The organism is Clostridium lapidicellarium, assembly GCF_041224415.1.
Taxonomy (GTDB): domain Bacteria; phylum Bacillota; class Clostridia; order Clostridiales; family Clostridiaceae; genus Clostridium_B; species Clostridium_B lapidicellarium.
On sequence record NZ_JBGFFE010000002.1, the window covers coordinates 267193 to 292599 of the forward strand.

Below are 25407 nucleotides of genomic sequence, written 5' to 3' on the forward strand. Positions count from 1 at the left end.
ATTCTATTTGTGCATTTTCCTCATTTCTCTCAGTATATGACGTTTTCTCTTTTCGAGTTTCATAACTTCTTTTTTCTTTTTATGCATTTTTTCCAGCTGTTTCACAGTTTTTTTTAAGCTCTCTGCCTTATTTTCATAGTATCCCGGGTCATTATCCTGAACTCTTTCTGTTTTTTGTGAATGTGATCTTTTATGCGACATAAATCACCACTCCTTACATCAACTATATTTTTCATTTCGAAATTCTCTTATAAATTCTAATCTGCCCTGTCCATCTTTAAGCATTCTGCATAATTTTTTAATAAAAAAATCTTCTCCCCAAGGCTGTTTCTCCCAATAATACTGTATTCCTATCTGCCAATAATTTTGGGGGAATTCCATAAAACCAGCCATAATAGGTATATCTTCTTCTTTTACATTATTTATTGAACTATATACATTTATAATGAAATTTGCACTGTCAAGCTTCCATTTGCCATTTTTTAGCACTCTTATAATCAGGCTGGATAGATCGTGAAGATACGTGTCCATCATACAGTAGTCAAAATCTATAATATTTACTTCTCCTTTATCATCTATCAAAACATTGTGGTTTGCATAATCATGGTGACAGAATCCGCCGTGTTTTATCTGTCTTTTCATGTTATTGATATAATCAGAATTTTTTAAATGCTCTATAGCACTCTCTGCAACATTTATTTCTTCACTCATGGCATTTAAATACAATATATCAAATTCTCCCTTATGTGGTTTATCCAGTATCTTTTTTTTAAAATCCAATATTTCATTTCTTCTAGTAATAAAATTATCTATCCATTTAAACCACCCTATCCTTGGATTCATTTCATCTATAACTTTAAAACCATAACTTTTTTTATGAAGTTCTGCTAATTTTGAGGCGGCCATCAAAACATCTAATGAACTATTATAGTCACACTTCCTAGAATTAATCCATCTACACAGATAAGCATAGGAATTGCCTATTTTTACATAATCTTTTTTATTGCTGGTACTTATTATTTCAGGAATGCTCCTAAATTTCTTATTTTGGAGATGCTTTATAGCGGAAATTATAAATAGAAAATGTCCGAAATCATAATTTATCACTTTCAAACAATATTTATCATACTCGGTATAAATTTTATATATACTTTTTATTTTTTCTATGAATTCAATATGAATATCATAGGCATCTTCAACATATTTTCGTATTCTCAGTATATCCAAAAGCCTCTTCCTCCAAAAAATTACTATATACGTAGTATATGTCTAATCTCACAGGTATGTGATAGATATAAGATGATTGCTGGTTCAAGGTACAGCATCAAGTTATTTTCACCATTTTATAGGGGTATTAATAATATATATTAGGACGCTTCAATCATTTTAGTGTTACTAGAGTATGGAGGTAGAGAAGAATGAAGATTGCCGTTGATGCAAGGGGAATTAACTGGTATAGAGGCACCGGCATAGGTACTTATACGGAAAAGATATTAGAATTTATGATTAAAAATCACAGGGAAAATTTTTATAATATATATTGGTCAGGTAATAAGTACGAGGCTTTTAGGCAAAAAAATACTAAAATAATAATGTCTTCCAGAAGACAGCATAGATTTTTTGAACAATTCTATTTTCCTGAAAATTTAAAAAGAGAAACCATTGATATATATCACATTCCTCAAAACGGTATTGACATATCTGAAAATATAAGCTGTAAAAAAGTTGTCACCATACATGACTTGATACCTTATGTACTTCCCGAAACTGTCGGTAAAGGATATTTAAAAAAATTTTTAAGACAAATGCCAAATATCATCAATCTAGCTGACGGAATAATAACTGTATCCAACCACTCTAAAAATGATATATTAAAATTTTTCCCAATTGATAAAGAAAAGATATTTGTCACTCCTCTAGCTGCAGATGACAAATACAAACCTTTGGAAAAAGACAAATGCAGATACAATATAAAAACAAAATACAATATAAATAATCCATTTATTCTCTATATAGGAGGTTTCAGCCCCAGAAAAAACGTATCATCATTGATTGCTGCTTTTTCTAAAATTCACAAAAATTTAGACAGAAATTACGATTTAATTATAGTTGGATCAAACAAAGATGATTTGGATGTGTTAAAAAATTTAAGTATGGACTTGAATATAAAAGACAATGTCAAATTTACTGGATTTGTAGAAGAGGAAATGTTACCTGTTTTTTATAATGCCTGTGATATATTCATATATCCATCTTTATATGAAGGATTCGGACTTCCTCCGTTAGAATCCATGAGCTGCGGTACTCCTGTAATAACTTCAAATACATCATCTATTCCGGAAGTGGTAGGAGATGGTGGAATTTTAATAAACCCCTTTGATACAAAAAGTCTTATGTATTCCATAGAGGCCCTTCTCAACGATGAGAGCATAAGAGAAGCTCTGAGCTTTAAAGCTTTAAAACAGGCATCTAAATTTTCCTGGGAAAAAACCTCAGAAAATACTATTAAGGCTTATAAAAAAATTTTGGATATGTAATACAATTGCAAAAGCAAAAACCTTTTAACTAATCCCGCTCCAAGTTAAAAGGTTTTGCTTCTATGTTAAAAGATCCCTATGATTAATATTCCCTATTTTTATTATACACTAATTTTCAGGTTTAGTAAACGTTTTATAAGTGTATTTCTATATTTTCTTCTATGTTTTTAAGGTTTTGATTTTTTATATTGATTCCAGTTAAAACTTTACTTATTTTATCTCTTATTTGTGGAAAATTTTTAGTATAATTTATACCAAAACTCCCTTCTTCCACCCGTGCAAATAAATCCCACACTCTGTCGTTAAAATAAGAAATCCGTTTGTTAAAATCCACAAAATTATATGCAGTCGTATATACCGGGAATCTACCATATTGATTCAATAAGTCCAGCTGTAACTTATTATCCGTAAGTGCAAAATTTATAAAAGCCTGGGCTAAATTAGCCTGTTTAGTGTTTTTATTTATTACCAAATTGGTTCCTCCAAGAGAGGCATCTCTATTTCCCCCTGGCTCAAAAGCAGGCAATTTCATTATACTCCATTTATAATTATCCTTTGGATAGGTATTCATAAGCAATTTGATATAAGTAGGATCAGCAATAAACGATAGCACTTTGTTTTCGTTTAATCCGTCTATCAAAGCACTTTTAGAATCAAAATCTTTTATCAAATCCTCCCCATAGAAGATCTTAGCCAATTCCATGACCCTGGCCCATTTTTGGGATTTAAATCCCAACTTGCCACTTTCATTAAAGTAACTAGTTCCCAATTGATTTGCAAGCAGTAAAAAAATATTGTCATTACAGTCAGAAACATTTCCCATAAATGTTCCCCCAGTATTTTTCTTTATTTTTCTCCCCACTTCTATATAATCACTCCAGGTCTTTATGTTATTTACATCCACTCCCTCCTGATAAAATATATCCTTCCTATACACTATGGCTTTAGGATATGTATCCCAAGGTAATGCATAAAGTGAGCCTTTCATAGTATCATTACTGACTTTATCGCCCAGCAGATTATTCTTATACGAATTCACCGAATTTGTCATTTTTAAAATCTTATCTGAATACGCAGATAAAACATGCTTCATACAGCTGTCACTTACAGTTAATATATCTGAATGATACCTGTAATTATCCAGTATAGACCTGACGTTATTATCTGTATCCTTTACTACTATGACATCTACTTTAGATTTTTTATGTATCTCATTAAACTTGTCTGCTGCAAGTTTTAACTGTGGTCCATGCTCTGTATCAGTTACAACCTCAATATTTCCATGAAGTGCCTTCCCGTCATCTCGGGCAGATTGATTTTTACTGCAGGAAGCAGCAAATATTAAAATTATAACTGATGTTAAGGACAATATTACTTTTGTGCACTTGTTCATAAAAATTCCCCTACTTTTCTGCTAAGATTAATTTGAAATATCCATTTTAAATTAATCTTAACAAATAAAAATATATCTTTCAACTTTACTTATAAAAACTTGTAAATTTAAAACGTCCGAAGAAATATATTTCTTCGGATGTTTTAAAGATTTAACCTTTAGACATTTTATAATTGCCTTTACAATTAAAATCTTCTTTCCAAGCTTTTTCCGCATACGGTTTATAATTTTCAGCTACCTTATCCAATTTCTTCTTAAATTCAGAATCGTCCAGCATCATCTCAGCGCCCTCATCTGTAGGTTTTGCACCAGTTTTCTTTGCAATTTCCCTGATCTGGTTTGTATTATCAATCATCATACACGGCATCAACAAATTTCTGACGTAGGGCTGTCTCTGCCTCAATTCCTTAAAGAAATCCGATTTAAACACGTCTATAAGTTTTTTACCTTTCAAATTATCCACTGCAAAATGAGCAAATATACAAGGTTCAACTTCCTCTTTTGAATTAATATGGCAATAGAATTTACCCGCTATACAGCCTCCTACATAAGGAGCGTCATTGAAAAAGTCAATGGTAAAATAAGGCTTCGTGGTTCTTATTTCCCTAATTCTTTCTCCCAGATGTATTCTCTGCTCCGGAGTAAGCATTAAATCAACATCAGGTTCCTTCCCTACAGGCATGAATATAAAATACCATCCCATCTTGGCACCCTTTTCAATCAACATATCTATAAACTTATCTGATGTAACTGTATCTATATTGTATCTACTAACTGCAGTGGAAACTCCAAATAAAACTCCCCTTTCCCTTAAAAGTTCCATTGCATGCATAACTCTCTTGAATACTCCCCTGCCTCTTCTCTCATCCGTTTCCCTTTCAAATCCCTCCAGGGAGAACATGGGAATCAAATTTCCAAGTTTTTGTATTCTATCTGCCAGCTTTTCATCAAATAAAGTTCCGTTAGAAAATGGTGTGAACATGCAATCGTTATACTTTTCATATATATCAAGCATATAGTCATTTATGAAAGGTTCCCCTCCAAGAATTACAAAATAGTAAATTCCAAGGTCTCTAGCTTCTCCAATTATCCTATCTACTTCTTCTTTAGGTATGTCATCTTCCTTACTGTAACTCGAAGCATAACAGCCGGTGCACCTTAAATTACATCTCATTGACGGACTCATAAGAATTGCAAAAGGTGTCTTTATTCCGGTTTCCTGAAATAATTTCCCCCTTTTGGGGACTCCATACCAAGCGGCATTTGCAAAAAAATTGGTAAAAAATTTATCTATACAATTTTTATTGGAATCCTTAACAATACTAATAGCAAGATTATGGATTGCAGAGTTTGTTTTATACAACTCTTCAACTCTGACTACTTTAGCTAAACTCCCCTCGTCATTTTTTACCGTCTTTTTTACTAATGTAAACAATTTACCAAGGCTTTCTTCTGGATCTTTGTCAAGCAGTTGTACACCGGCTTTAACCAATGCATCCTTAGCTGTCTTTTCCAATATCGCAGTCACCTTCATACGGCACTCCTCCTAAATAATAATAACATAAGAAACGAATGCTTTGAAAACATTCATTTCTCTTTTAAATACATAGAATATACATTATTTATATACCATTATGATATAGTTTTCAATATGCATTTGTCAACATTCAATTATATTAAATTAGGCCTTAGAATTCCCCTGTTTTAAAAGTTCAGCGGCGGCTTCTCTATATATTTCCTGTATGCTTACTTTGTTTTTAATTGCAAGCTTCTTGCAATCTTCATATTCAATTTTGCTCTTCACGTTTTTTCCTTTATAATAGGCATTTTTTATACTTACCTCTCCATATTTAGTGACAACCTTTGTAAAATCCCTATCTAAAACATCCCTCTGGACTCTATACTTTCTAAATCCCAAAGTGGTGGTTTGAGTTAAAATAATGTCTTTTATATTTTCCTCCACTTCAACCTTACACAACACAGTAAGTTTTACCGCAGGCCTTCCTTTTTTCATAATTATAGGAGTCAAGTATACATCCGAAGCCCCACTCTTCAATAAAGCATCTATTACATATTGATAAATCTCAGGGTTCATATCATCTATATTACATTCTATGACCTGCATGTCATCAATATCAGTCTCACCTAAAAAAACTCTCAGTACATCTGGAATCCTTTCATTGTTTCCGTGGCCTATACCATAACCTATCTTATTTATCTTAAAGCTTTTATTTTCTGTATACTTTGAAGAGAGGTAAGTTAATATAGCGGCCCCCGTCGGTGTAGTCGCTTCAAACGGCACTTCAGATTTTATAGGAATGTTTCTCAATATTTCTGCTGTAGCAGGTGCAGGCACCGGAAATACACCGTGTGCACATTTTACAAATCCACTGCCAACTTCCACTTTAGAAGCTTCTACTCTGTCTATTTTTAAATAATCAATACATATAGCAGCTCCCACAATATCAACTATGGAATCTACTGCCCCCACTTCATGAAAATGTATTTCATCCATAGGCTTATTATGAACTTTAGCTTCCGCTTCTGCCACTTTTTTAAAAATTTCCAAGCTCATGTTCTTAACATTTGAACTCAAGCTGCTGGAATCTACTATATTCTCTATATCATTTAAATTTCTATTATGATGGGAATTATATTCTCGACTTTTTTTTAAAATCACATCCACTTTAGTTCCAGATATACCACTTTTTACATCCTTAACTGCATGAATTTCATAACCCCCAACATCTAACTTCGACAGTTCCGACTTCAAGTATTCTTTATCTACCCCCAAATCTATCAGGGCTCCCAAATTCATATCTCCACTTATTCCAGAAAAGCAATCATAATAAAGTATCTTCATAATTTTTAATCTCCCGTAATATTTATCTAATATTGTGATGATCTAATTTTACCATAAATACAAATAGTATATGTAATGTTTTTCATTTGACAAAATAGTCATCTGGTATATAATCTAATATATATTTCTTGTATAATATAAAAAAGGTTGTGTTATTATTGAAAAAATTGCGGCGGGATTTCTATTGCGGGGATACACTATCCGTAGCACAAAATCTCCTTGGCAAAACATTGGTCCATATTACAGAAGGTAAAAGGTTATCCGGGAAAATAGTTGAAACAGAGGCATATAAGGGTATTACAGACAAAGCTGCACATTCTTACGGAGGGAGACGCACCAAAAGAACCGAAATCATGTATGGTCCCTGCGGATTCTCATATGTATATATGATATATGGAATGTACTATTGTTTCAATATAGTAACTCAAAAAAAAGGTGTACCCGAGGCAGTACTAATACGGGCCGTCGAGCCTTTGGAAAATTTAAATGAAATATCCCTAAATAGATATGACAAATCATTTTCCTCCCTGAATAAAACCCAGATAAAAAATTTAACCAATGGTCCCGGTAAATTATGCAAAGGTTTAGCCATAGGCAAAAGTGAAAACAAGCTGGATCTCTGCGGCGGCACCCTGTATCTAGTGGATGACAATTCAAATGATTTCAGTATAAAAAATGCCAAACGGATAGGTATCAGTTATGCTCAGGAGGCAGCAGATTATCCGTGGAGATTTTACATAGAAAATAACATCTACGTATCCGCTAAATAAATTTATGAAAGTAGCTATAATATCATGAATTATGTATATATTTTAAAATGCAGAGATGGTACACTTTATACAGGATACACCAATAATCTAGGAAAAAGGTTAAAAGCTCACAACAGCAAAAAAGGGGCCAAGTATACCAAAGGCAGGACTCCCGTAAGACTTGTCTATTTCGAGAAATTCACCTTGAAAAAAGAAGCCCTGCACAGAGAGTATATAATAAAAAAGATGAAACGCAAAAAAAAATTGGAATTGATCAACCCTGTTAAATCTAGGATGCACAGGGAATGAAGAAAATGAGAAGGAAATGTGAGGGGTCAGTATCAGTTACTAGACCCCTTCCATGAATAAAGATTTAAAATCAATCTTACAGATATTTTTTAAAATTACTCTTATCTTTTAACCTATCCACCAAATACTTTAACTCCTGATCTTTATTCCTATCCATGATTAAAAGTACATCTTTGCAGTTTATAACAATCAGGTTTTTAACACCAAACATTATTATAAGTTTGTCATTTCCAAATACAGTACAATTTTCACTGGATTGCAGTACCGCATTCCCCTTTATATTATTTCCATCAAAGTTTTTAAAAAGCCTTCCCAATGCAGTAAAGGTTCCTATATCATCCCAAAAGAAATCACATTTAATAACATAGGCTTTCCTTGTTTTTTGCATAATTCCAAAGTCCACCGATATGCCATCTATAATTTTATATTGTTCTTTAACAACTTCCTCTTCCCGATCTGTATCCAAACTCTGATACATAGACAGCATACATTTATACATTTTGGGAAGGTATTTTTGCATTTCTCTCAAAAAAACATCTGCCCTCCATACAAATATTCCACTATTCCAAAGATATGTGCCTTTTAATATTAAATCCTTGGTCACTTCTATATTGGGCTTTTCCAAAAATCTTTCTACTTTAAAAGTAGCGCTGGCCGATTTGATTTTTTCCCCCATTTCTATATAACCATACCCAGTTTCAGGTCTAACAGGTTTAATTCCCATAGTAATCAAACCTCTTTTCCTTTCTGCAATTTGTACGGCTTGAGAAATGGTATCTAAAAATAATTTTTCATTTTCTATATAATGATCTGAAGGTAAAATTATCATGGTAGCATCAGGATCTTTTTTTAATAATTTTACTGCAGAAAATCCGATACAGGTGGCAGTTTCCTTATTCTCCGGTTCTGCAAATATATTCTGCTTATTTATATCTAAGAGTTCTTCCTGTACTTTACTTATATACTCTTTATTCGTAACCACATATATATTTTTTCTATCAACTAGAGGTATAATTCTATCTACAGTATTTTGCAAAAAACTTTTACCATTTATAATTTTTAGAAATTGTTTGGGATTTTTGGCCCTGGATAATGGAAATAATCTTGTTCCTTTACCTCCTGCAAGAATTAGCGCATATAACAATAACTTCACTCCAAATATAATGCTAATCATGTTTTATAATATGTGTAAACCATTATAAACGTGAAACAGATTAACCATGCGGACAACTCTATGTTAAAAAAACCTCGTCTTCCATTTACATGGGAACGAGGTCATATACAATACTAATTATGAGATCTATGCTTCCGCACTTTCTTTTTTATGTTTTGACGCAGATCTAAACATAGCTACAGATGTATAAACTAAAACAGCAATTACAACCCATTTCAAAATATTCAAAGGTAGTGACTTAACTATATATGCCGCTATCAATACACCTACAACACCAAATATGGTTATAGCCAGAGAAGCCTTCCGGTCATAGGAATCTTCTTTTATAAATTTAACTGAAGCAGCCGGCATCAAAAATGCACAGGAACCCATCATTATGGGAAAAGCTACTTTAGGGCTCATCCCAAGTGCAAACACCAATGCCATACAAGGTGCATAAAGCCCTATTCCAAGTGTCATAAGAGCTCCCAATAAGAAATTGGCTATTACAGCAATTACAAGCTTCCCTCCTGTAAGTCCTATTGCAGTTCCACCTACTGGCATAAGATTTACCTGACCTGCAAACATCACAAATGCCACTACAATCAGCGCAGCGCCCATTCCCAGTTCTACTTTTCTCTCGTCCAGTTTGGAAACTATTCCCGCACCTATTACAGCACCAATAGTTGCTGAAATCAACATAGCAAACAATGTTATAGGCTCTACTTTTATAACTGTTATAAATATAAGTGCTTCAACAATTACAGGGATAGTACAGGATACATTCAAAGTACCGGGTAAAGTTCTGTCTTTTGTAAGGTTGAAAAACTTTAACAATGCTGTGCTGGTTGCAAAACTGCCTATTCCAAGAGTATCAAAAAAATTTGCTATAAATCCAACTCCACCTAGTGCAAAGAAATTTGTTTTTTCCAATTTTTTTTCTTTAACGGCTTTTGCATAATCTCTAAAAAATAAAAATGCAAAGTATACTACTAAAACAAGTAGTATACCAAAAACTATTTTTACCACTGAAAGACCCCCTCTATTTTTTTCCTTATAATTATAAATATTTTGCAAAAATCAATACAGTACTAAATTCATATATTTTTTAGTTTATTTCAGAATAAACCCATACTTAACTGGATCATCAGGATCTATGAAGAACTGACTATGACCTGTTATATAAGCAGAACCTGTTATTTGAGGAATAACTGCATCATAATCCCCCACTTTAGTTGTTCCAAGTATTTTACCTTTAAATTTCGTATTTATAATACTCTCATACACAAAATCCTCATTTACGTTGAGTTCTCCTCTTGCATAAAGGGTAGCCATCTTTGCACTTGTCCCTGTTCCACAAGGTGATCTATCCAACTGTCCTTGTCCGAATATAACTGCATTTTGATAATTAGCATCTTTGCTTTTCGCCGGTCCCCATATTTCGCACAAATCCACCGTCTTTATATGAGAAAGTGTGGGGTGCTGTATTTCTACCTGTTCATTTACTGCTTTTATTATTTTCATTCCTATCTCTACCAGTTTCTGGGCATTCTTGGTTTCTATTTCTATTCCCAAACTTTCCGCTTTGACTATAGCAAAAAAACTTCCTCCAAATGATATATCCATTGGAACTTTCCCTATGCCAGGTACTTCAATTTTTACATCCTTTTTGTACAAAAATGCCGGTACATTGATTATAGAAACTTCTTTTGCACTTCCATTTTGAACTTTTACAGAAGCCTGTATAAGTCCCGCAGGAGCCTCTAAAGTAAGTTTTGTAACCGGTTCAACAGGCTTTACCATACCCGTCTCCACTGCCACTGTAGATGCACCTATAGAACCATGTCCGCACATATTTAGATACCCGCCGCCATCCATAAATATTATTCCTATGTCAGCCTTATCCGTAGTGGGTTGTGTCAGTATAGAACCAAACATATCGTTATGTCCTCTCGGTTCAAGCATTATAGCTGTTCTCAAATAATCCATGTGCTTTTCAAGGTAAGCCTTTTTTTCCGGCATCGTATTTCCGGGAATATTGGGTACTCCCCCTACAACAACTCTCGTGGGCTCACCCATAGTATGTGAGTCGATAGCAAATATAGTCTTTTCAATGTTCATAATTAATCCTCCCCATTTTTCATTTTTAATTTTAAAAAAGCCAAGGCTTTTTTAGCATCCAACTCCGTTACATTATTTTCCCCTACCACTTCAGTTTCAATGCCCTCTGGTGACTTATTAAAATCTACTATGGTATTCATATATTCATTGGTAACTACAAATTGAGCTTGAGTTCCCACAAAACTCATTCCAACTACAGGTATGTGCCTTTTACCAATTTCCTCTATAGCCGTGGCAAAATCTATATTACTGTTTCCCCAACCATCAATGGATATTATAGCTCCATCTGCCCTCATAGCTTCTACCCAAGCTCCCACCCTCTGGGCCACAAAAACTTTATCCTGATTTTCCTGAGGTGTTCCTGCAACAATGATTCCCAAAAGATCAACATCATCATCTTTCGACACCACATCTAGAAGAGGATCCCTAAAATGATGCAGTGTAGTCTCTTTTGTAGATGGTCCAATTCCCATTTTTTATCACCTCTAATTCATAGCTCTAAGTGCACCATCTCTATACTCATTAGGGCTCAATATTATAGGTACATTCCCCATATCTATCACAGATCTGCATCCTATAAATCCACCCGGGCTTTTGCCGAGAACTCCCGTATCATACATAGCTCCCTGTCCTGCCACTTGTTTTATTATAATAACTTTCTTCTTATTATACCTTATTTTATCAAAATATTCATGCTTTTCACTACATTCTTCACCATGCATTTTTTTCAAGCATTCTCTTATATTTTGAATTACTTTATCACAAACTTCATGGGCAGCCATAGGTCCCGGACGACTACTTCCTTTACCAGATCTCAATGTGACATTTATATTTACAATTATATCATCTTCAGCAGGTGTGCCGGCTTTGCCAAAAACTACTTGATCCTTGAGTATTCCCTCGGAGGAACCAAATTCAGCAACTTGTATTCCATTTTCATCTACACCTGTCAACATAACACATATGCCTGTCAAAACATGTGTTATTCCTTCACCAATTCTGCCCAATACTTTAACAGCTACAGGTGAAAAATCCATTATAGAATTTATAAAGACATCTTTTTCATTGGGCTTAATTATATTTAAATCCACTTTCTTTATAAGATCTCTCTTTACATCTACAATATCCATTATATTTTTTTTAATATATAAAGTATTGTTTTTTATAGAGGTTTCATCAGCAAATTCTACTTTGTCTATGGGAAAAGTCTTTATAACAAGTCTTCTCATTTTTTTCTCTTTATTCATATATCTCACCCTATTTTAAATTATTTTACAGCAATTACAAACTTTTAAGTTTGTAATTGCCATAAAAATTTAATTCATACCTACCAATATCAAACTTTTGCTACATACTCATAAGGAAGTGGCACTATCGTCCCCGGCGTAGTTATCTTAGTGAGTTGTGTGAGTGCATCCTTCACTATTCCTGTCTGCATCTCTACGTTATGAGGTTCACCTGCATTAGCTCCCATAGGTACTCTCGGAGCAACTGCCCTCGGAGTTCCTGTCTGTTTAACCACAGGAGGCAGTGCTGCTATAATTATTGTAGGAATGCCTATTTTTTCTATTGCTCTCTGCACCAATACTGCAGAGCGGTGGCAAGTTCCTCATCCAGCAGTCATTATAACTCCATCGACATTTTCATCCTTCAATATTTTAGCTATAGTAGGACCTGTTTCCTCTCTGAACTTCTGCTGGTTTCCACCACCGCCCATAAATCCTATATGGGTTGGAGCTATTGAACCAATAAAACCGGCTTTTACCAACTCTTTCAATCTATCCAGAGGGAACATACAATTTATATCTTTGTTAACATCTCCATTATCATATCCACCATGTGATACCATAAGATCATCAGTGCTGGTGTCACCTGGGATTTTTCTGAATGTAAAATCTCCTGCCAGATTAAACCTTTTGTCTGTCTTTAAATGTATTCCTGCTGCCGAAGCAATGGCAATTTTCATATCTTTAAGCTCTTTCTTTACAGGAGCCCATACTGGCGGAGGAGTTATAGGCACAAATATTTCCGACTGCAGACCTTTAACAACCGTTAAATCCATTATAGATTACCTTCCTTTCCATTTTTTTTATCAATATTGCGTATATATTTTTCATTAGCCTGAGATGAAAGTACCTCAGGAAAACTCATTTTAAAACCAATTTCCTGACCCAATTTCAACGGATAATCTGTTATAAGCATTCTCAGAGGTATTTTTAAATATCCTAACCTTCCTTTTAAATCTATTCCAACAGCACCTTCTTCGACTTGAACAATTATTCCCTGCATTTCGATTATCCTATCACCGTATTTTAAATCCACTCAATTTACCTTCTTCTGTTAAGAATATTTTTCTTTCCTCTTTTTGCTTATCGGAAGAGATTGTTCATTTTTAGCTCTTTCTATTTTTTTATCAGTAGTTTCTTCTATGAGATCTAGGTTATTCTCAAGTGTGTTTCTATTATATTTCCTTTCAGCCTTTTTCACATCTTCTCCTGCCATAGCTGCTTTTAACATAGCAACGCCCCTTACAGCATCTTCCGGGCAGAGTGTATTGCAGCCAAGCACTTCATTCTCTATTCCCGCTTCTGACTTATTGTTATCTATCATGTATTTCATATACTTATTTCCAACAACCAGAGCTCCCTGAACTGCGCAGAAGGAGAAAGCTACACAAGGTATTCCTCTTTTACCTATCTGTTCCACATGGCTGGCAAAGTCAATATGATTATTTCCAAATCCTTCAGTTGTAACAAAAGCTCCATCTACATCCAATGCCTCCACAATCATTCCCATTCTTTCAGATACATAGAATTTCTCAGTATTTATCTGAGGGCTGCCTACAAATAATACTCCGCAGAGATCCAGTTCCTCGTCATTAAGGACTTCATGCACTAAAGGTTCTCTCCAATAATGCCTTGAACACTCTTTAGATGCAGGCCCTATACAAGTCAGTGCGTGAATTCCACCATCAGCTACTTCAAGAGGCGATAACATTATAGGAATATTCCCCAAATCTACATTGGGTTTCCCACCAAGAAAACCTATAGGTTCTATAGGTAAGATCAAATTATCATGCATAGCACCTTGACCCATTATTTCCTTTACTATTACAACCTTTTTCTTACCAGGTCTTCTAACATGCTTAAACTCCTCAACATTAACTACCAGAGAATCATCATCGACTTTTTTAAGTGCTTCCCTTATCTCCTGCGTCAACACGTCTGTAGCTTTATGAGCCGCCAGAGGCCCTCTTCTCTCCATATTTGTCTTAGCTTGAATAGTCATTTGAGTTTTGATGAATATTTCTCCCTTATCTGGACAACTTGGCCTTCCCCATTGAATGTTTTCATCAAGATATCCTTCTGAAGAACCAAATTCTCCGATTTGAACTCCATTTTCATCAGTACCCGTAAGCATCATCACAACACCATCTAAGACTCTTGTAACCCCTGTTCCAAGTTTGGAATCTCCCTCTTTTGTAGCAATAGGCTGTACATCCATTATAGTTTCACTATAAGTGTGATACTTGTCAGGTGTTATTATATCAATTTTCATATCCTTAACCAATTTACTTTCGGCTACAGCATCCTTACATACAGCCTTTCTTATATAAAGGGTTGTTCCTTCTATTTTAGTTTCTGGACCAAATTCTACCTTGTCAATTTTGTAATGTTTCCTTGTGAGTGTCCTCATTACTTTTTCTTCTCCTGGAATTTCAAGACCTTTACTACCTTCAGATATAGATTTTGTCGTGGGTACCGAAACACCATTTGCAGAAGATATCGAATTCAAACCCTTCAGTGGTAATTCTATATTAATTCCCTTGCCTTCAGCAATTTTAATTTTAAGAATCCCATTGGAAGTACTGTTTGATTCTTTTTTAACATATCCCTCCAACATGCCTCCAGTTACAGCTGTTAAAGCTGGTGCGTCAATTTTGAGTTTCTTCCCAACAACTTCTTCCCTTGAAAGCACATTTTCATCCAATTTGATCAAAAGTGAATCTTCAAGTTTTTCAAAGTTCATTGGATTTTCCAAGTCAGCAGCTTTTATGATGTCTCCTGCTTTTTTATTATACTTTAAAACTGCCTTCTCTTTTCCTTCAGTTAACTCCCGGCTGTTTCCAGCAGCAGTTAACTTTCCTGAATATTCAGCGCTCATCTTAATACCTCCTTATTCATTTTTCAAGGTTCTTTAATCCTTTTTTTATTGAACTTAAAATTTATATTTTAAAATCCCTTACACAGCTATTAGCCTAAGTAAAAGGGAAGTTCAATGTCTATTCCTTTACCCTCTTCTATCTGTATTTTCAAAGTTCCACCAACTACTGAAACAGATGCATTTCCCTCATCTACCATATTGTCTATTTGGGGAATTTTATCTTCTTCAGAAATTTCTTTGACTTCTTCTTTACCTTTTTCTTCATCTTCTCCCTTCTTAACTCCTTCCAAAATGTCTGGAGTAAGCGGAGTGAGGGAATCTATGGTTTTAGTAAGCTTTGCACCTATTACCTCTTTTACTTTTAAGCAGTTATCAGGTATTGTCATCAATCCTGAGTCCACCATATCTGGAAATATATCAGGATCCTCCAAATTTTCAGCTGCAATAACCGTATCTTTCTCTGTTCTGCAGCATACAACGGCTGCTTCGTCTTTTACTTCCTCTGCATGTTCAGCACTCATTGACATATTAAATCATCCTCCTTATTTTTTATATTTTAAAAATTAAGATTCACATTCCATCGGGAGCCTTCTTGTCAGCGGATAATTTACTGTTCTAAATACATGATCCGTATGATGATATACAGGCAATCCCATCTTAGGAGCACAGCACATTACAGTATTTGAACAATCACTGCAGTTTGATATGAGAACTCTTTTAGCACCATGCTTCTTTAAATACATAATCGCCTGTGCCTGACCCGGACAATGTCCTGGAGTCTTACATTTATTTGTTCCCTTAATCTCTTCTACATTTTTACATTTAGTGACTGCAACTACTTGAGAGTGCATTTTAGAAGCTACATCTCTGAGCCTTGCCTCATTTGCTCCACAGGCACATACCAAGAGCCCTATAGGACCTTTGTACTCTGGAAAAGGTATGGTTACAATAGCTCCTCCTGAAATCTTGGTAACCACGGCAGTATCAATATCCTGGGAAGTTCCTGTATAAGGTCCCCCTATTATGAGTTCACCATATTCACCATCTATACCACCGCATTTTTCAATAAGGCTCTTTATACTGCTTCCGACAGGCACCTGAAAAAATACATTTGGTTCTATTCCAGATTTCAATTTACCTATAACTGTTATATCCTTATCTATTACTGGCTTTCTATGATCCACTGCCATAGTTATATTAAAAAGGGTTTCAGCATTTAAAACTACACAATCTGCCTCAGCTGGAAGCTGCGTAGGTTCAAGCCATCTGTCAAATATTGCATGAATAATAGCTCTTTCTTCTCCCATGGGATACATGTCAGGCAGTTCCTTAATTTGTATAGAGCTGTCATTTTTTAAGTAATCTTTCAATGCTTTTATGGCATTTAAATGCTTGGATTTGATTGCTATGTAAGCTTTCTTAGCACCGGTAGAACTCATAGCATACCTTATCCCCTTTATTATCTCCCCGGGCCTTCTTTCTATTCTGCTCATATTGTGATGAAGTACCGGTTCACACTCTACACAATTGGCAATTATATATCCATCAGCTAGTTTTGTCTTTAACTTTATATGAGTTGGAAATCCTGCCCCTCCAGCACCTACAATTCCCGCCTCAAAAGCTGTCTCTGCTATACTGCTGCATTTTTTAATTTTTACATATTCCTCTGACTGTTTGTCACCGGGTTCAATTATAATTTCTGCATCAGTTATTTTAACTATCTTTCCAGAAACACTGGTGTGTATTTTGGCTCCAAGTCCTTTTGGCTCTGCTATACATTCTCCCCTTTTCACTTTTTGACCTTCCTTTACAACAGGTACGTCAGGACCTCCTACATGCATTTTTAGGGGAAAACTATAAACTTGTTCCATTATTATCCCTCCTAAGTATTTAAGCTCATATCTCCTGCTTATTAAACTTTAAAAGCATATTTTATACCAATTTGCAGAATTTTATACATTTATTTTATAAAGCTTGCTAATACTAAATTTAGGAGCTATAATTTTTTTTTATAGCTCCTATAAAAATAGGTTAATGTATTATTTTTTGACACTTTTTGTACTTATAAACTTGTTAGTTTTTCATGAAAACGCTTAAATATCACAAATAATTCTACTTTTTTGTAGTGTCAAGAACTTAACACACTTGTTAAATTATTGACACTACAATTTAAGCTTACTTAACTTATAGTAAAGAGTACTTCGTTTTATATTTAAAATCTTAGCTGCCCTGTTTTTATTTCCATGTGCCATCTTCATGACTTTTTCTATAGTCCTTTTTTCTACATTATCCGTTATTTTTTGAAGATCGTATCTATTTTTGCTATCGTATTCATATTCTTTTATATTTATATCATTTATATATTCTTTTATATATTCAGGTATGGATTCCACAGTTATCTTTCCGTTATCAGATAATACAACCATTCTCTGTATAACATTCTTAAGTTCCCTAATATTTCCATTCCATTTATAATCACTTAAAATTCTATATACTTTTTCATCAATATAATTTATTTCTATGCCTTCTGCTTCAGATACCTGTCTTAAAAATAACTTGGATAAGTCTTTTATGTCTTCCCTTCTATCTTTCAAATCCGGCAAATTTATCTGAACTACAGCCAGCCTATAAAATAAGTCTTCCCTGAATTCTCCCTTTGATATCAGTTCTTTCAAATCCTTATTTGTAGCTGATATTATTCTGGCACTTGTTGTAATAGATTTTTCACTGCCCAACCTGTACACAACCCCATCCTGGAGCACCCTCAATAACTTTGCCTGCATTTCCATAGGCATATCGCCGATTTCATCTAGAAATAAAGTACCTTTATTTGCAAGTTCAAATTTACCTATTTTACCTCTTTTTATGGCTCCGGTAAAAGCACCTTCTACGTATCCGAACAGTTCACTTTCAAACAAATTAACAGGTATTGCACTGCAATTTATAGCTACAAAGCTTCCAGTTCTCTTACTGGCCTTGTGTATTGCCTTTGCAAAAACCTCTTTTCCTGTACCGCTCTTTCCTGTAATCAAAACACTGGTGGATGTGGGAGCTACCTTCTGGGCAATTGAAATTGCATCTATTATCTTTTTATTTTTACCTACTATAAAAGAAAAATTATATTTGGAGGATATCTCATTCTTATAAGCATATTCAAAGAATTCCACCCTTTTTTTCTCGTCTTCCAGCTGTTTTGTCAGGTTCACCTCATCCGTCATGTCTCTATCTGTGGATACCACGGCTACCAATTTCTTATTTGAATCGTATATTGGTAAAACACTCAATACTACAAATTTCCCTTTTACAGGTTCATGAAAAGCATTATCAATTCTGTGCTTTGTATTGAGTACTTTTAAAATCATAGCATTTGGGAAAAAATCTCCTATATACTTTCCCAATATCTCTTTTACTTTAACATCATATACTCTTTCACAGCTCTTGTTCCAATACTTAACTATCCCCCTTCCGTCACACATACAAACTCCCTCGTGCAAGTTGTCAAATACATAATTCTGAAGTTTAAAAAGTTCATCAACTCTTATATAAAACGTATCTCTAAAATTATTATTTGTAATAACCCCAATGATATGATCTTTTTCCGTAACGGGCAATCTGCCTATATTTTTCTTAATCATCATATCTCTTGCAAACCTAGCAGATGAATTACTATCTATGGTCAACACATTTTTAGAAGCATACTTGATTATGGAATCTTTAAGCGATATTCCTCTATATCTGCTCCTAATTACATCTTTTATGGTAAATATGCCAATCAACTTCTCACTGTTATCTACTATTAAAATCTCATCTCTTTGATACTTAACCATTTTATCAAAAGCATTTTCCAAAGTTTCATCGTCATATACCTTTATAAATCCCCTTGTCATTATATCTTTGACTTTATAAATCAACTCAAAAATACCCATTAACTCACCCACTTATATTTTTAAATACATTTTCTTGATTTAGATAAACTCTACTTATATAATTATTTTATCATTAAATATAAATAGAGAAATAGTCTTTCTATAAACTTTTGAAAGACTATTTCTCTATTTTAAAAATTTTTTAAGCTCACACTACCTTAAGAACCTTTGCATCTGCTGTCTGAATTCCATATCTTTCAATTCCTATATTGTCCAGTTTGTTCCACAATTTTTTCATGGTTCTTTCAGGATCATGATAAAATTCACTTCCCATTATTCTGTAAAACACCCATCCTACTCTCTCTAGATCCAACTGCCTTTCTACAGCCTCCCTCCAATTATACTCTTCAGATGGCATATCTCCCTCACATATTACGGCAACTCTATTTCGTACGCCCTCTACAATAAAATCCATTTTATACTTGCCTATCTTTATTTCAGGAGTAACCTTGTATCCCCTGTTCTTTATAAGGTTATAAACATCTTTTTGAAATTCAGTCTGAAATATATATTCTATATTCCTACTGTCACTGCCATTTTTGTCATAATTCAAACAATAATTTAGGAGAGAATACCTTACACACTCTTGATTCAGATCTTTTAAATCTACAGAATGAAATAACCACATCTGATTTCTGGCCCTACTTGCTGCCACATTAAACCTCTTAATATCATTTTCTTTTGTAAGAGGTGCAAATTTTACATTTTTAGAAATCACCATAGACAAGAACATTATGTCCCGTTCATCACCTTGAAAAGAATAAGCATCTCCGCATATAAGTTTTCTCCTTATAATTTCTTTTACACCGATTTTCTCCTTCAACATATTTTCAATAAGTCGTCCCTGTGCCTCACCAAGCAGTGATATAACACCCATAGACATATTTGAATATTTGCTATCCCTGCAGCAGGCTGCAACTTTATCTACCAAACATTCAGCTTCTTTAATATTTACCGGTTTGCTGGAATCCCTAACTCCCTCCTCTACCTTAATTGTATTTATAACAGGATAAAATCTCTCATTGATTCTAGGATATCTTAAAGTCAACATTTCTCCGGAATAAACCAAATTATTGCTGAAGTTTATTATTTCAGGTACACATCTAAAATGTTCTTTCAGCATAAGTCTAGCTGGGAATACTCTCAGTGCCGTATCATAAAGACTTGTCTGTAAATCAAACCACTGTCTTTGAGGTATTTCTTTTAAATATTTATTTATTAAATTGTACATAGTCCTCTGATCAACACCCACAACTTCTGGACTTATCTGATTATCATCTCCTACTATAACTGCCCTTTTGGCTCTCATTAGCGCACACAATGAAAACAAATCACTTTGGCTGCTTTCATCAAATATTATTACATCAAACATATTTTTTGAAAGCTTTACATTTTCTATAACCCTGTTTAATGGCATAATCCATACTGGAATGATCTTTTTGCACTTCTCCATTTCCCTCTGGGCTATTTTTCTGTACTCAGGTACCATCTTACCTCTGCCCTTTCCAATCCTCTTCACTGCCTGCATCCATGAAAACAAACTTCTCTTTTCATTTTCCGTAGTTCTAAGTATTTGATTATACCAGGTTTTTTTTGAAACCATCTCCTTTATAATTTCTTTTTCTCTGCTCTTTTCAATTCCTATAGCTCCTTCTATCTTCTCTAAATTCAAGCTATACATATGATCCAGCAGGCTATTCCACTGCGCCCATTTCCATGCTTGTGCCCAATCATTAAATTTCTCTTTCCCGGAACCCCAATTGTCTATTATATTTTCAGCGGTTTCAGGACATACTTTACTTAACTTGTCGACAAGCTCATCTATTTTAATGCATTTATTTTTCAATCCTTTGATTTCCCTCAATTCCTGCAGCACAGCCTTAACTTCTTCCACATTCAGTTTATCCACAGCTTCATAAAGCTTTTTTAACTTGCCCGTATTTTTTATTGTCTTTTTAAATACTTCTATGTAGGCCTTGTCATCGTTGTACGTATTAACACCCTTTATTGCTTTCACACATTCAGCTAAATAATCATATGATTCTTTATTATGCCAATCTATATCTTTAGGGAAAGCTATTCTGCCCAAATTCTTTTCTATTAGTTTCTTATATTTCATGTCCCAATTCACAATTTCCTGTAAATATTCTAAATTTTTTTCCATAATAACCATATCAGAAGGTTTCATAGAAAGAGTCACAGTTTTTAGCCCGTAGTCCCTCATAGTATTATTCCAAATATTCTTCAATTCGTTTACAATTTGCCTTTGTTGAATATAGAGTTTAACTATTATCGCCTGTTCCATGTTTCTCAACGGCACACCATCTACTTTACAATTTTTTAGCACATAATTGCATTCAGGATGTGTCATTATAAATATTTTCCCTATTTTACCTTTTTTATCAAAGCAGCTGTATAATACTTCAAAATTCTCCAGAAAACTATCAATATCAATATCATCTGAAATTTCTATATTGTGATTTCTAATTTGATTTCTAATTTTGCTAAATATCAACATACAATTGTTACTCTTATACAATAAATCCTTAAATGTCTGTCGTGTTAAATTGCTATTATAATATTTATTAAATATGCTCCCCCACACACCTTCTCCCAATATCGTAATTTTACCCTTGCACTCTTCCAGCAGAGCCAATAATTTATCATACTCGCATACACTGTCGCAAGGCACATACCATCCCTTCAACATCTTGATATACCTGTGATATTCCAGCCTTAACTTTTTATATTCTGATATTTTGCCGCAGATCTCATCATCTTCAGGTATTTTACCTATAACCCCCTTTAAATTATCAAATTCATATTTCTGATTTTTATCTACTACCTCCCTTAAATATATCAACAGATCAAATTCCCTTTCTGTCAATGGCATAATATCCTCCATGGAAATCCTGTCTTCCAACCAACAATATTTTTTTCTATTGCTTCTAACCCACTTTGCAATATCCATAAGCGTATACTCTCTACCATCATAATTTACATTTTTTCTCTCCAATTCCTGTATACATTTGAATTTCTTATACAATTCATTTTGTCTTTCCTTACAGAATTCCAACTTATTCTCTAATAGTTCAACTTCTCTACGCATGCTGTCTGCATCCATTGATAAATTATCCGTTATCCTCCGGATTGAATCATTTAAACCATTTAGAGAACTTGGATCATTGCCAAGCACACTGATACACAATGGTCTTATTTCTTCAGGTATTTTTTCTGTCAGCACTCTGAGTGCCTTGCTTCTTTGACTTGTTATCAACACCCTTTTACCATGGGCAAGAAGATGACATATTAAATTGACTATGGTATGACTTTTGCCAGTACCTGGAGGTCCCTGAACGACTACTCCATAGTTTTGGGAAATTTTCTTTACTATTTCTTTTTGCTCTAAATTTGCAGGCAACGGAAAAAGTAAATCCTCTCCTACTTTTTCCCATTCATGTTTTTCTTCATCATTACAGTCAATATTTTTTTCATCTACCAATGCCCTTATAGTCTCAGGTATTTTACAGCCATTATCTATAGCCTTAATTATATTATTTATTTCGATCTGCCACAATTTAGCATTACTTTTTCTTACAAAAATAACAGAAGTATTATATATATTTGGATATTCTTCAAAGTTAATTCTCTTTTTTGAAAAATTACTTTTTTTAAATTCCCCCGAAATATCTATATATGAAAAAAGTTTTAAAAATATTTGTTCAATTTGTTTTAAATTTCTCGGATCCAGGTTAATTCTATTTATCCTATCAGCTAAAGCAAAAATATCATGTATATTACATTCCTCAAATCCCTCAAATAATGAGGTTTCCAAAACAGTTTTACTTGAAGGGATCAGTGTAAATACCTCTTTTCCTCTGTCAAACCCTATTTTCATCCTTGTAGTTAGTACAGGATGAAGGATCTTTTCATTCCCTCTTTTCCACAGGAGTAAACCATGTCCAAAAACTACTTCAAAATTATCCTCATTTTTTTCATTTTCCTGATATATATGGAAAAATTCTTCATACAGCTTGCCGCACTTTATATTTACTTCAATCCAAGGTTCATTTATATTCAGTTTATTTACAGTACATCCCGATATGTGTGAAAAATCCTCTTCCCAATAAAATTTCTCATAATCATATACACTTCTTATAACCTTCCTATTTAATTTTTTCAAGCTCAATAAATAAGAAAATATATTTTTTACCCTGTTCCTATAATCCATAATCTCCCTCCTAATAATGGCCAATTAAATAGTATATTTACTTTTATGTTAAATTATACCATCGAATGAGGAAAATTTCAAAATTTTCGTTAAACAAAATTCACATATTCATGACAGTATTTTTCTACAATTATTTAAAAATTAAAAGAAGCAAGTTTTAAAATAAAGCTCACTTCCTGACTTTTTTCACTATTATTTTGTAAACAATAAATCCTATTATCACAATCACTAAGGCCATATCAGCAAAATGGAACCAACTTCTTATAATTGTCCAATTCTCTCCCATCTTATATCCAGCATATCCTAAAAATATGCTCCACAACAGGGAACCTAACAGAGTATAAACAACAAATTTTTTGATTTCCATTTTACTTATACCTGCAGGAAGAGAAATAAAAGTTCTAATTATAGGTAAAAGTCTGGAAAAAAATACAATTTTTTCTCCATATTTATTAAAATAGTAATCACTTTTCTCAAGACGTGACTTAGACAACCTAAGTTTATCTGCATATTTTTCAACTAAAGGTCTTCCTCCTATTCTTCCTAAAAAATAAGCACCTATAGAGCCTAACATCCCGCCTAGTGTCCCAAATACTATAATAAGTAATAAATTTAACCTCCCGGTAAAACTCAAATATCCCCCAAAAGGTAATATAGCTTCACTGGGAATAGGTATACATGCACTTTCCAATGCCATTGCTGCAGTTATACCTATATAACCAGTTTTATCTAAAACAAAAATAACTGCATTTATTAAGCTTTCTACCATCGTTATTTCCTCTCTCACTGGGATGAATGTATATATTTATACATAATCATTATTTGCAGGAATCTCTTTCAATTAACTCATGTGGCAATATATAATTTCTTTCTTCCAATTTTTCTTTATTTATCATTTTTATAAGCATTCTCATACCTATTGAACCCATATCATAAATAGGCTGTGATATAGTTGTCAACTTAGGATAAAATACAGATGCCAAATATACATTATTAAATCCCATTACATCTATATCTTCAGGTACCCTGATTCCATTATCCCTGAGTGCATTTATAACTCCAACAGCTATCTCATCGCTGGTGCAAAATATTGAATCTATTTTTGTTTTACTCAATATTACATTTATACCTTTATATCCATTTCTAGCTCTAGAACTAGTAAAATAAATCCTATTTTCATCAAGTGTTAGGTTATTTTTTTCAAGAGCCTTTTTATAACCTCTATATCTCATAGCACTGGCATTGACTATATCCTCTCCTGCACCTATATAAGCTATTCTTTTGTTACCTTTTTTTATTAAATATGTAACTCCATCATAGGCTGCCTTTTCATTGTCAATAGTTACACTTGGAATATCCTCGCCTTTACTCTTGCTTTCCACCAAAACCATAGGAAATTGAAGTTGTTTTATAAGGCTTAAAATATTGGGTTCAAGAGAATTGCTCATATACAAGACTCCGTCCACCATTTTTTCTTTTAAAACTTTTAAATACTCCATTTCCTTTTCTATATTCAAATCAGTATTGCACAGTATTATATTATAGTCATATATATTTGCTACATCCTCAGCTCCCCTTACAATTTCAGGATAAAATTGATTGGATATATCTGGGATAATTATTCCTATAGTTCTTGTTCTCTGTGTTTTAAGACTTCTTGCCACTATATTCGGCCTATATCCCAATTTTTTAATAGCTTCTACTACTCTCTTCTTAGTTTCTTCGTTTACAACGTCTACATCATTAAGTACTCTAGATACCGTAGCTATCGAAACTCCAGCTTCTCTTGCCACGTCTTTAATTGATGCCGCCACTTTATATCACCTACCAATTTGTGTTTTTTATAATTATACTTATAAAATTACATTATTACAAGATAATTTACATATTTTTATCAATCACCAACATTTTAATGCAACAGATTGATTTAAACAACCCTCAGTTCCAGGTAAAATCAAAAA

At 33.6% G+C, this 25407-nt stretch carries 20 protein-coding genes and 1 pseudogene; 3 read left to right on the forward strand and 18 right to left on the reverse strand.

The window, feature by feature from the left end; genetic code table 11:
• Nucleotides 1–3: 3 nt before the first annotated feature.
• On the reverse strand, nt 4–201 hold the full coding sequence (locus AB8S09_RS03275) for a hypothetical protein (protein WP_294182211.1): 198 nt from the start codon (nt 199–201) through the stop codon (nt 4–6).
• An 18-nt stretch (nt 202–219) separates the two neighbouring features.
• Nucleotides 220–1227 carry a CotS family spore coat protein gene (locus AB8S09_RS03280; protein ID WP_369868479.1) on the reverse strand — a complete coding sequence of 336 codons (1008 nt, stop codon included), beginning with the start codon at nt 1225–1227 and terminating at the stop codon, nt 220–222.
• 191 nt (nt 1228–1418) lie between these two features.
• Between AB8S09_RS03280 and AB8S09_RS03285 the strand changes: the two genes are divergently transcribed.
• Complete coding sequence (locus AB8S09_RS03285) at nt 1419–2537, forward strand: glycosyltransferase family 4 protein (protein WP_294182213.1); 1119 nt, start codon at nt 1419–1421, stop codon at nt 2535–2537.
• A gap of 133 nt (nt 2538–2670) precedes the next feature.
• On the opposite strand, the gene AB8S09_RS03290 is transcribed toward AB8S09_RS03285, so the two are convergent.
• The 3 genes from AB8S09_RS03290 to larC form a co-directional block, all read right to left on the reverse strand.
• Nucleotides 2671–3930: an ABC transporter substrate-binding protein gene (locus AB8S09_RS03290; RefSeq protein ID WP_294182214.1), complete on the reverse strand. Its 1260-nt coding sequence runs from the start codon at nt 3928–3930 to the stop codon at nt 2671–2673.
• 151 nt (nt 3931–4081) lie between these two features.
• Nucleotides 4082–5464 carry a radical SAM/SPASM domain-containing protein gene (locus AB8S09_RS03295; RefSeq protein WP_294182215.1) on the reverse strand — a complete coding sequence of 461 codons (1383 nt, stop codon included), beginning with the start codon at nt 5462–5464 and terminating at the stop codon, nt 4082–4084.
• A gap of 147 nt (nt 5465–5611) precedes the next feature.
• Nucleotides 5612–6796, reverse strand: coding sequence for a nickel pincer cofactor biosynthesis protein LarC (gene larC / locus AB8S09_RS03300; protein WP_294182278.1), 1185 nt, complete (start codon nt 6794–6796; stop codon nt 5612–5614).
• A gap of 155 nt (nt 6797–6951) precedes the next feature.
• Here larC and AB8S09_RS03305 point away from each other — a divergent pair, with 155 nt between their 5' ends.
• Nucleotides 6952–7563: a DNA-3-methyladenine glycosylase gene (locus AB8S09_RS03305; RefSeq protein ID WP_294182216.1), complete on the forward strand. Its 612-nt coding sequence runs from the start codon at nt 6952–6954 to the stop codon at nt 7561–7563.
• Between the two features lie 24 nt (nt 7564–7587).
• Nucleotides 7588–7851 (forward strand): GIY-YIG nuclease family protein, encoded by a 264-nt coding sequence (locus tag AB8S09_RS03310; protein ID WP_369868480.1) that lies wholly within the window; start codon nt 7588–7590, stop codon nt 7849–7851.
• Between the two features lie 76 nt (nt 7852–7927).
• Here the strand turns inward: AB8S09_RS03310 and AB8S09_RS03315 are convergent, their stop codons facing one another.
• The 13 genes and pseudogenes from AB8S09_RS03315 to AB8S09_RS03375 form a co-directional block, all read right to left on the reverse strand.
• Nucleotides 7928–8995, reverse strand: coding sequence for a mannose-1-phosphate guanylyltransferase (locus tag AB8S09_RS03315; RefSeq protein ID WP_294182218.1), 1068 nt, complete (start codon nt 8993–8995; stop codon nt 7928–7930).
• 156 nt (nt 8996–9151) lie between these two features.
• Nucleotides 9152–10033 carry a sulfite exporter TauE/SafE family protein gene (locus AB8S09_RS03320; RefSeq protein ID WP_294182219.1) on the reverse strand — a complete coding sequence of 294 codons (882 nt, stop codon included), beginning with the start codon at nt 10031–10033 and terminating at the stop codon, nt 9152–9154.
• An 84-nt stretch (nt 10034–10117) separates the two neighbouring features.
• Nucleotides 10118–11125: a proline racemase gene (locus tag AB8S09_RS03325; protein ID WP_294182220.1), complete on the reverse strand. Its 1008-nt coding sequence runs from the start codon at nt 11123–11125 to the stop codon at nt 10118–10120.
• A 2-nt stretch (nt 11126–11127) separates the two neighbouring features.
• Nucleotides 11128–12372 (reverse strand): annotated as a pseudogene (gene prdD, locus AB8S09_RS03330) (proline reductase cluster protein PrdD).
• Between the two features lie 89 nt (nt 12373–12461).
• Nucleotides 12462–13187: a D-proline reductase (dithiol) protein PrdB gene (gene prdB / locus AB8S09_RS03335; RefSeq protein WP_294182221.1), complete on the reverse strand. Its 726-nt coding sequence runs from the start codon at nt 13185–13187 to the stop codon at nt 12462–12464.
• Complete coding sequence (locus AB8S09_RS03340; RefSeq protein ID WP_294182222.1) at nt 13187–13447, reverse strand: CBO2463/CBO2479 domain-containing protein; 261 nt, start codon at nt 13445–13447, stop codon at nt 13187–13189. Before AB8S09_RS03340 ends, prdB begins: the two co-directional genes overlap by 1 nt.
• 18 nt (nt 13448–13465) lie before the next feature.
• The gene (gene prdA / locus AB8S09_RS03345; RefSeq protein ID WP_294182223.1) at nt 13466–15289 is read right to left on the reverse strand and encodes a D-proline reductase (dithiol) proprotein PrdA; all 1824 of its coding nucleotides are present in this window, start codon (nt 15287–15289) and stop codon (nt 13466–13468) included.
• An 89-nt stretch (nt 15290–15378) separates the two neighbouring features.
• Nucleotides 15379–15816, reverse strand: coding sequence for a sugar transporter (locus AB8S09_RS03350; protein WP_294182224.1), 438 nt, complete (start codon nt 15814–15816; stop codon nt 15379–15381).
• Nucleotides 15817–15852: 36 nt separating this feature from the next.
• On the reverse strand, nt 15853–17160 hold the full coding sequence (prdC, locus tag AB8S09_RS03355) for a proline reductase-associated electron transfer protein PrdC (protein WP_369868481.1): 1308 nt from the start codon (nt 17158–17160) through the stop codon (nt 15853–15855).
• A gap of 291 nt (nt 17161–17451) precedes the next feature.
• The gene (locus AB8S09_RS03360; RefSeq protein WP_369868482.1) at nt 17452–19215 is read right to left on the reverse strand and encodes a sigma 54-interacting transcriptional regulator; all 1764 of its coding nucleotides are present in this window, start codon (nt 19213–19215) and stop codon (nt 17452–17454) included.
• Between the two features lie 148 nt (nt 19216–19363).
• Nucleotides 19364–23446 carry a PDDEXK-like endonuclease domain-containing protein gene (locus AB8S09_RS03365; protein WP_369868483.1) on the reverse strand — a complete coding sequence of 1361 codons (4083 nt, stop codon included), beginning with the start codon at nt 23444–23446 and terminating at the stop codon, nt 19364–19366.
• A gap of 169 nt (nt 23447–23615) precedes the next feature.
• Nucleotides 23616–24215, reverse strand: coding sequence for a DedA family protein (locus AB8S09_RS03370; RefSeq protein ID WP_294182228.1), 600 nt, complete (start codon nt 24213–24215; stop codon nt 23616–23618).
• Nucleotides 24216–24264: 49 nt separating this feature from the next.
• On the reverse strand, nt 24265–25260 hold the full coding sequence (locus tag AB8S09_RS03375) for a LacI family DNA-binding transcriptional regulator (protein WP_294182229.1): 996 nt from the start codon (nt 25258–25260) through the stop codon (nt 24265–24267).
• Between the last annotated feature and the right edge of the window lie 147 nt (nt 25261–25407).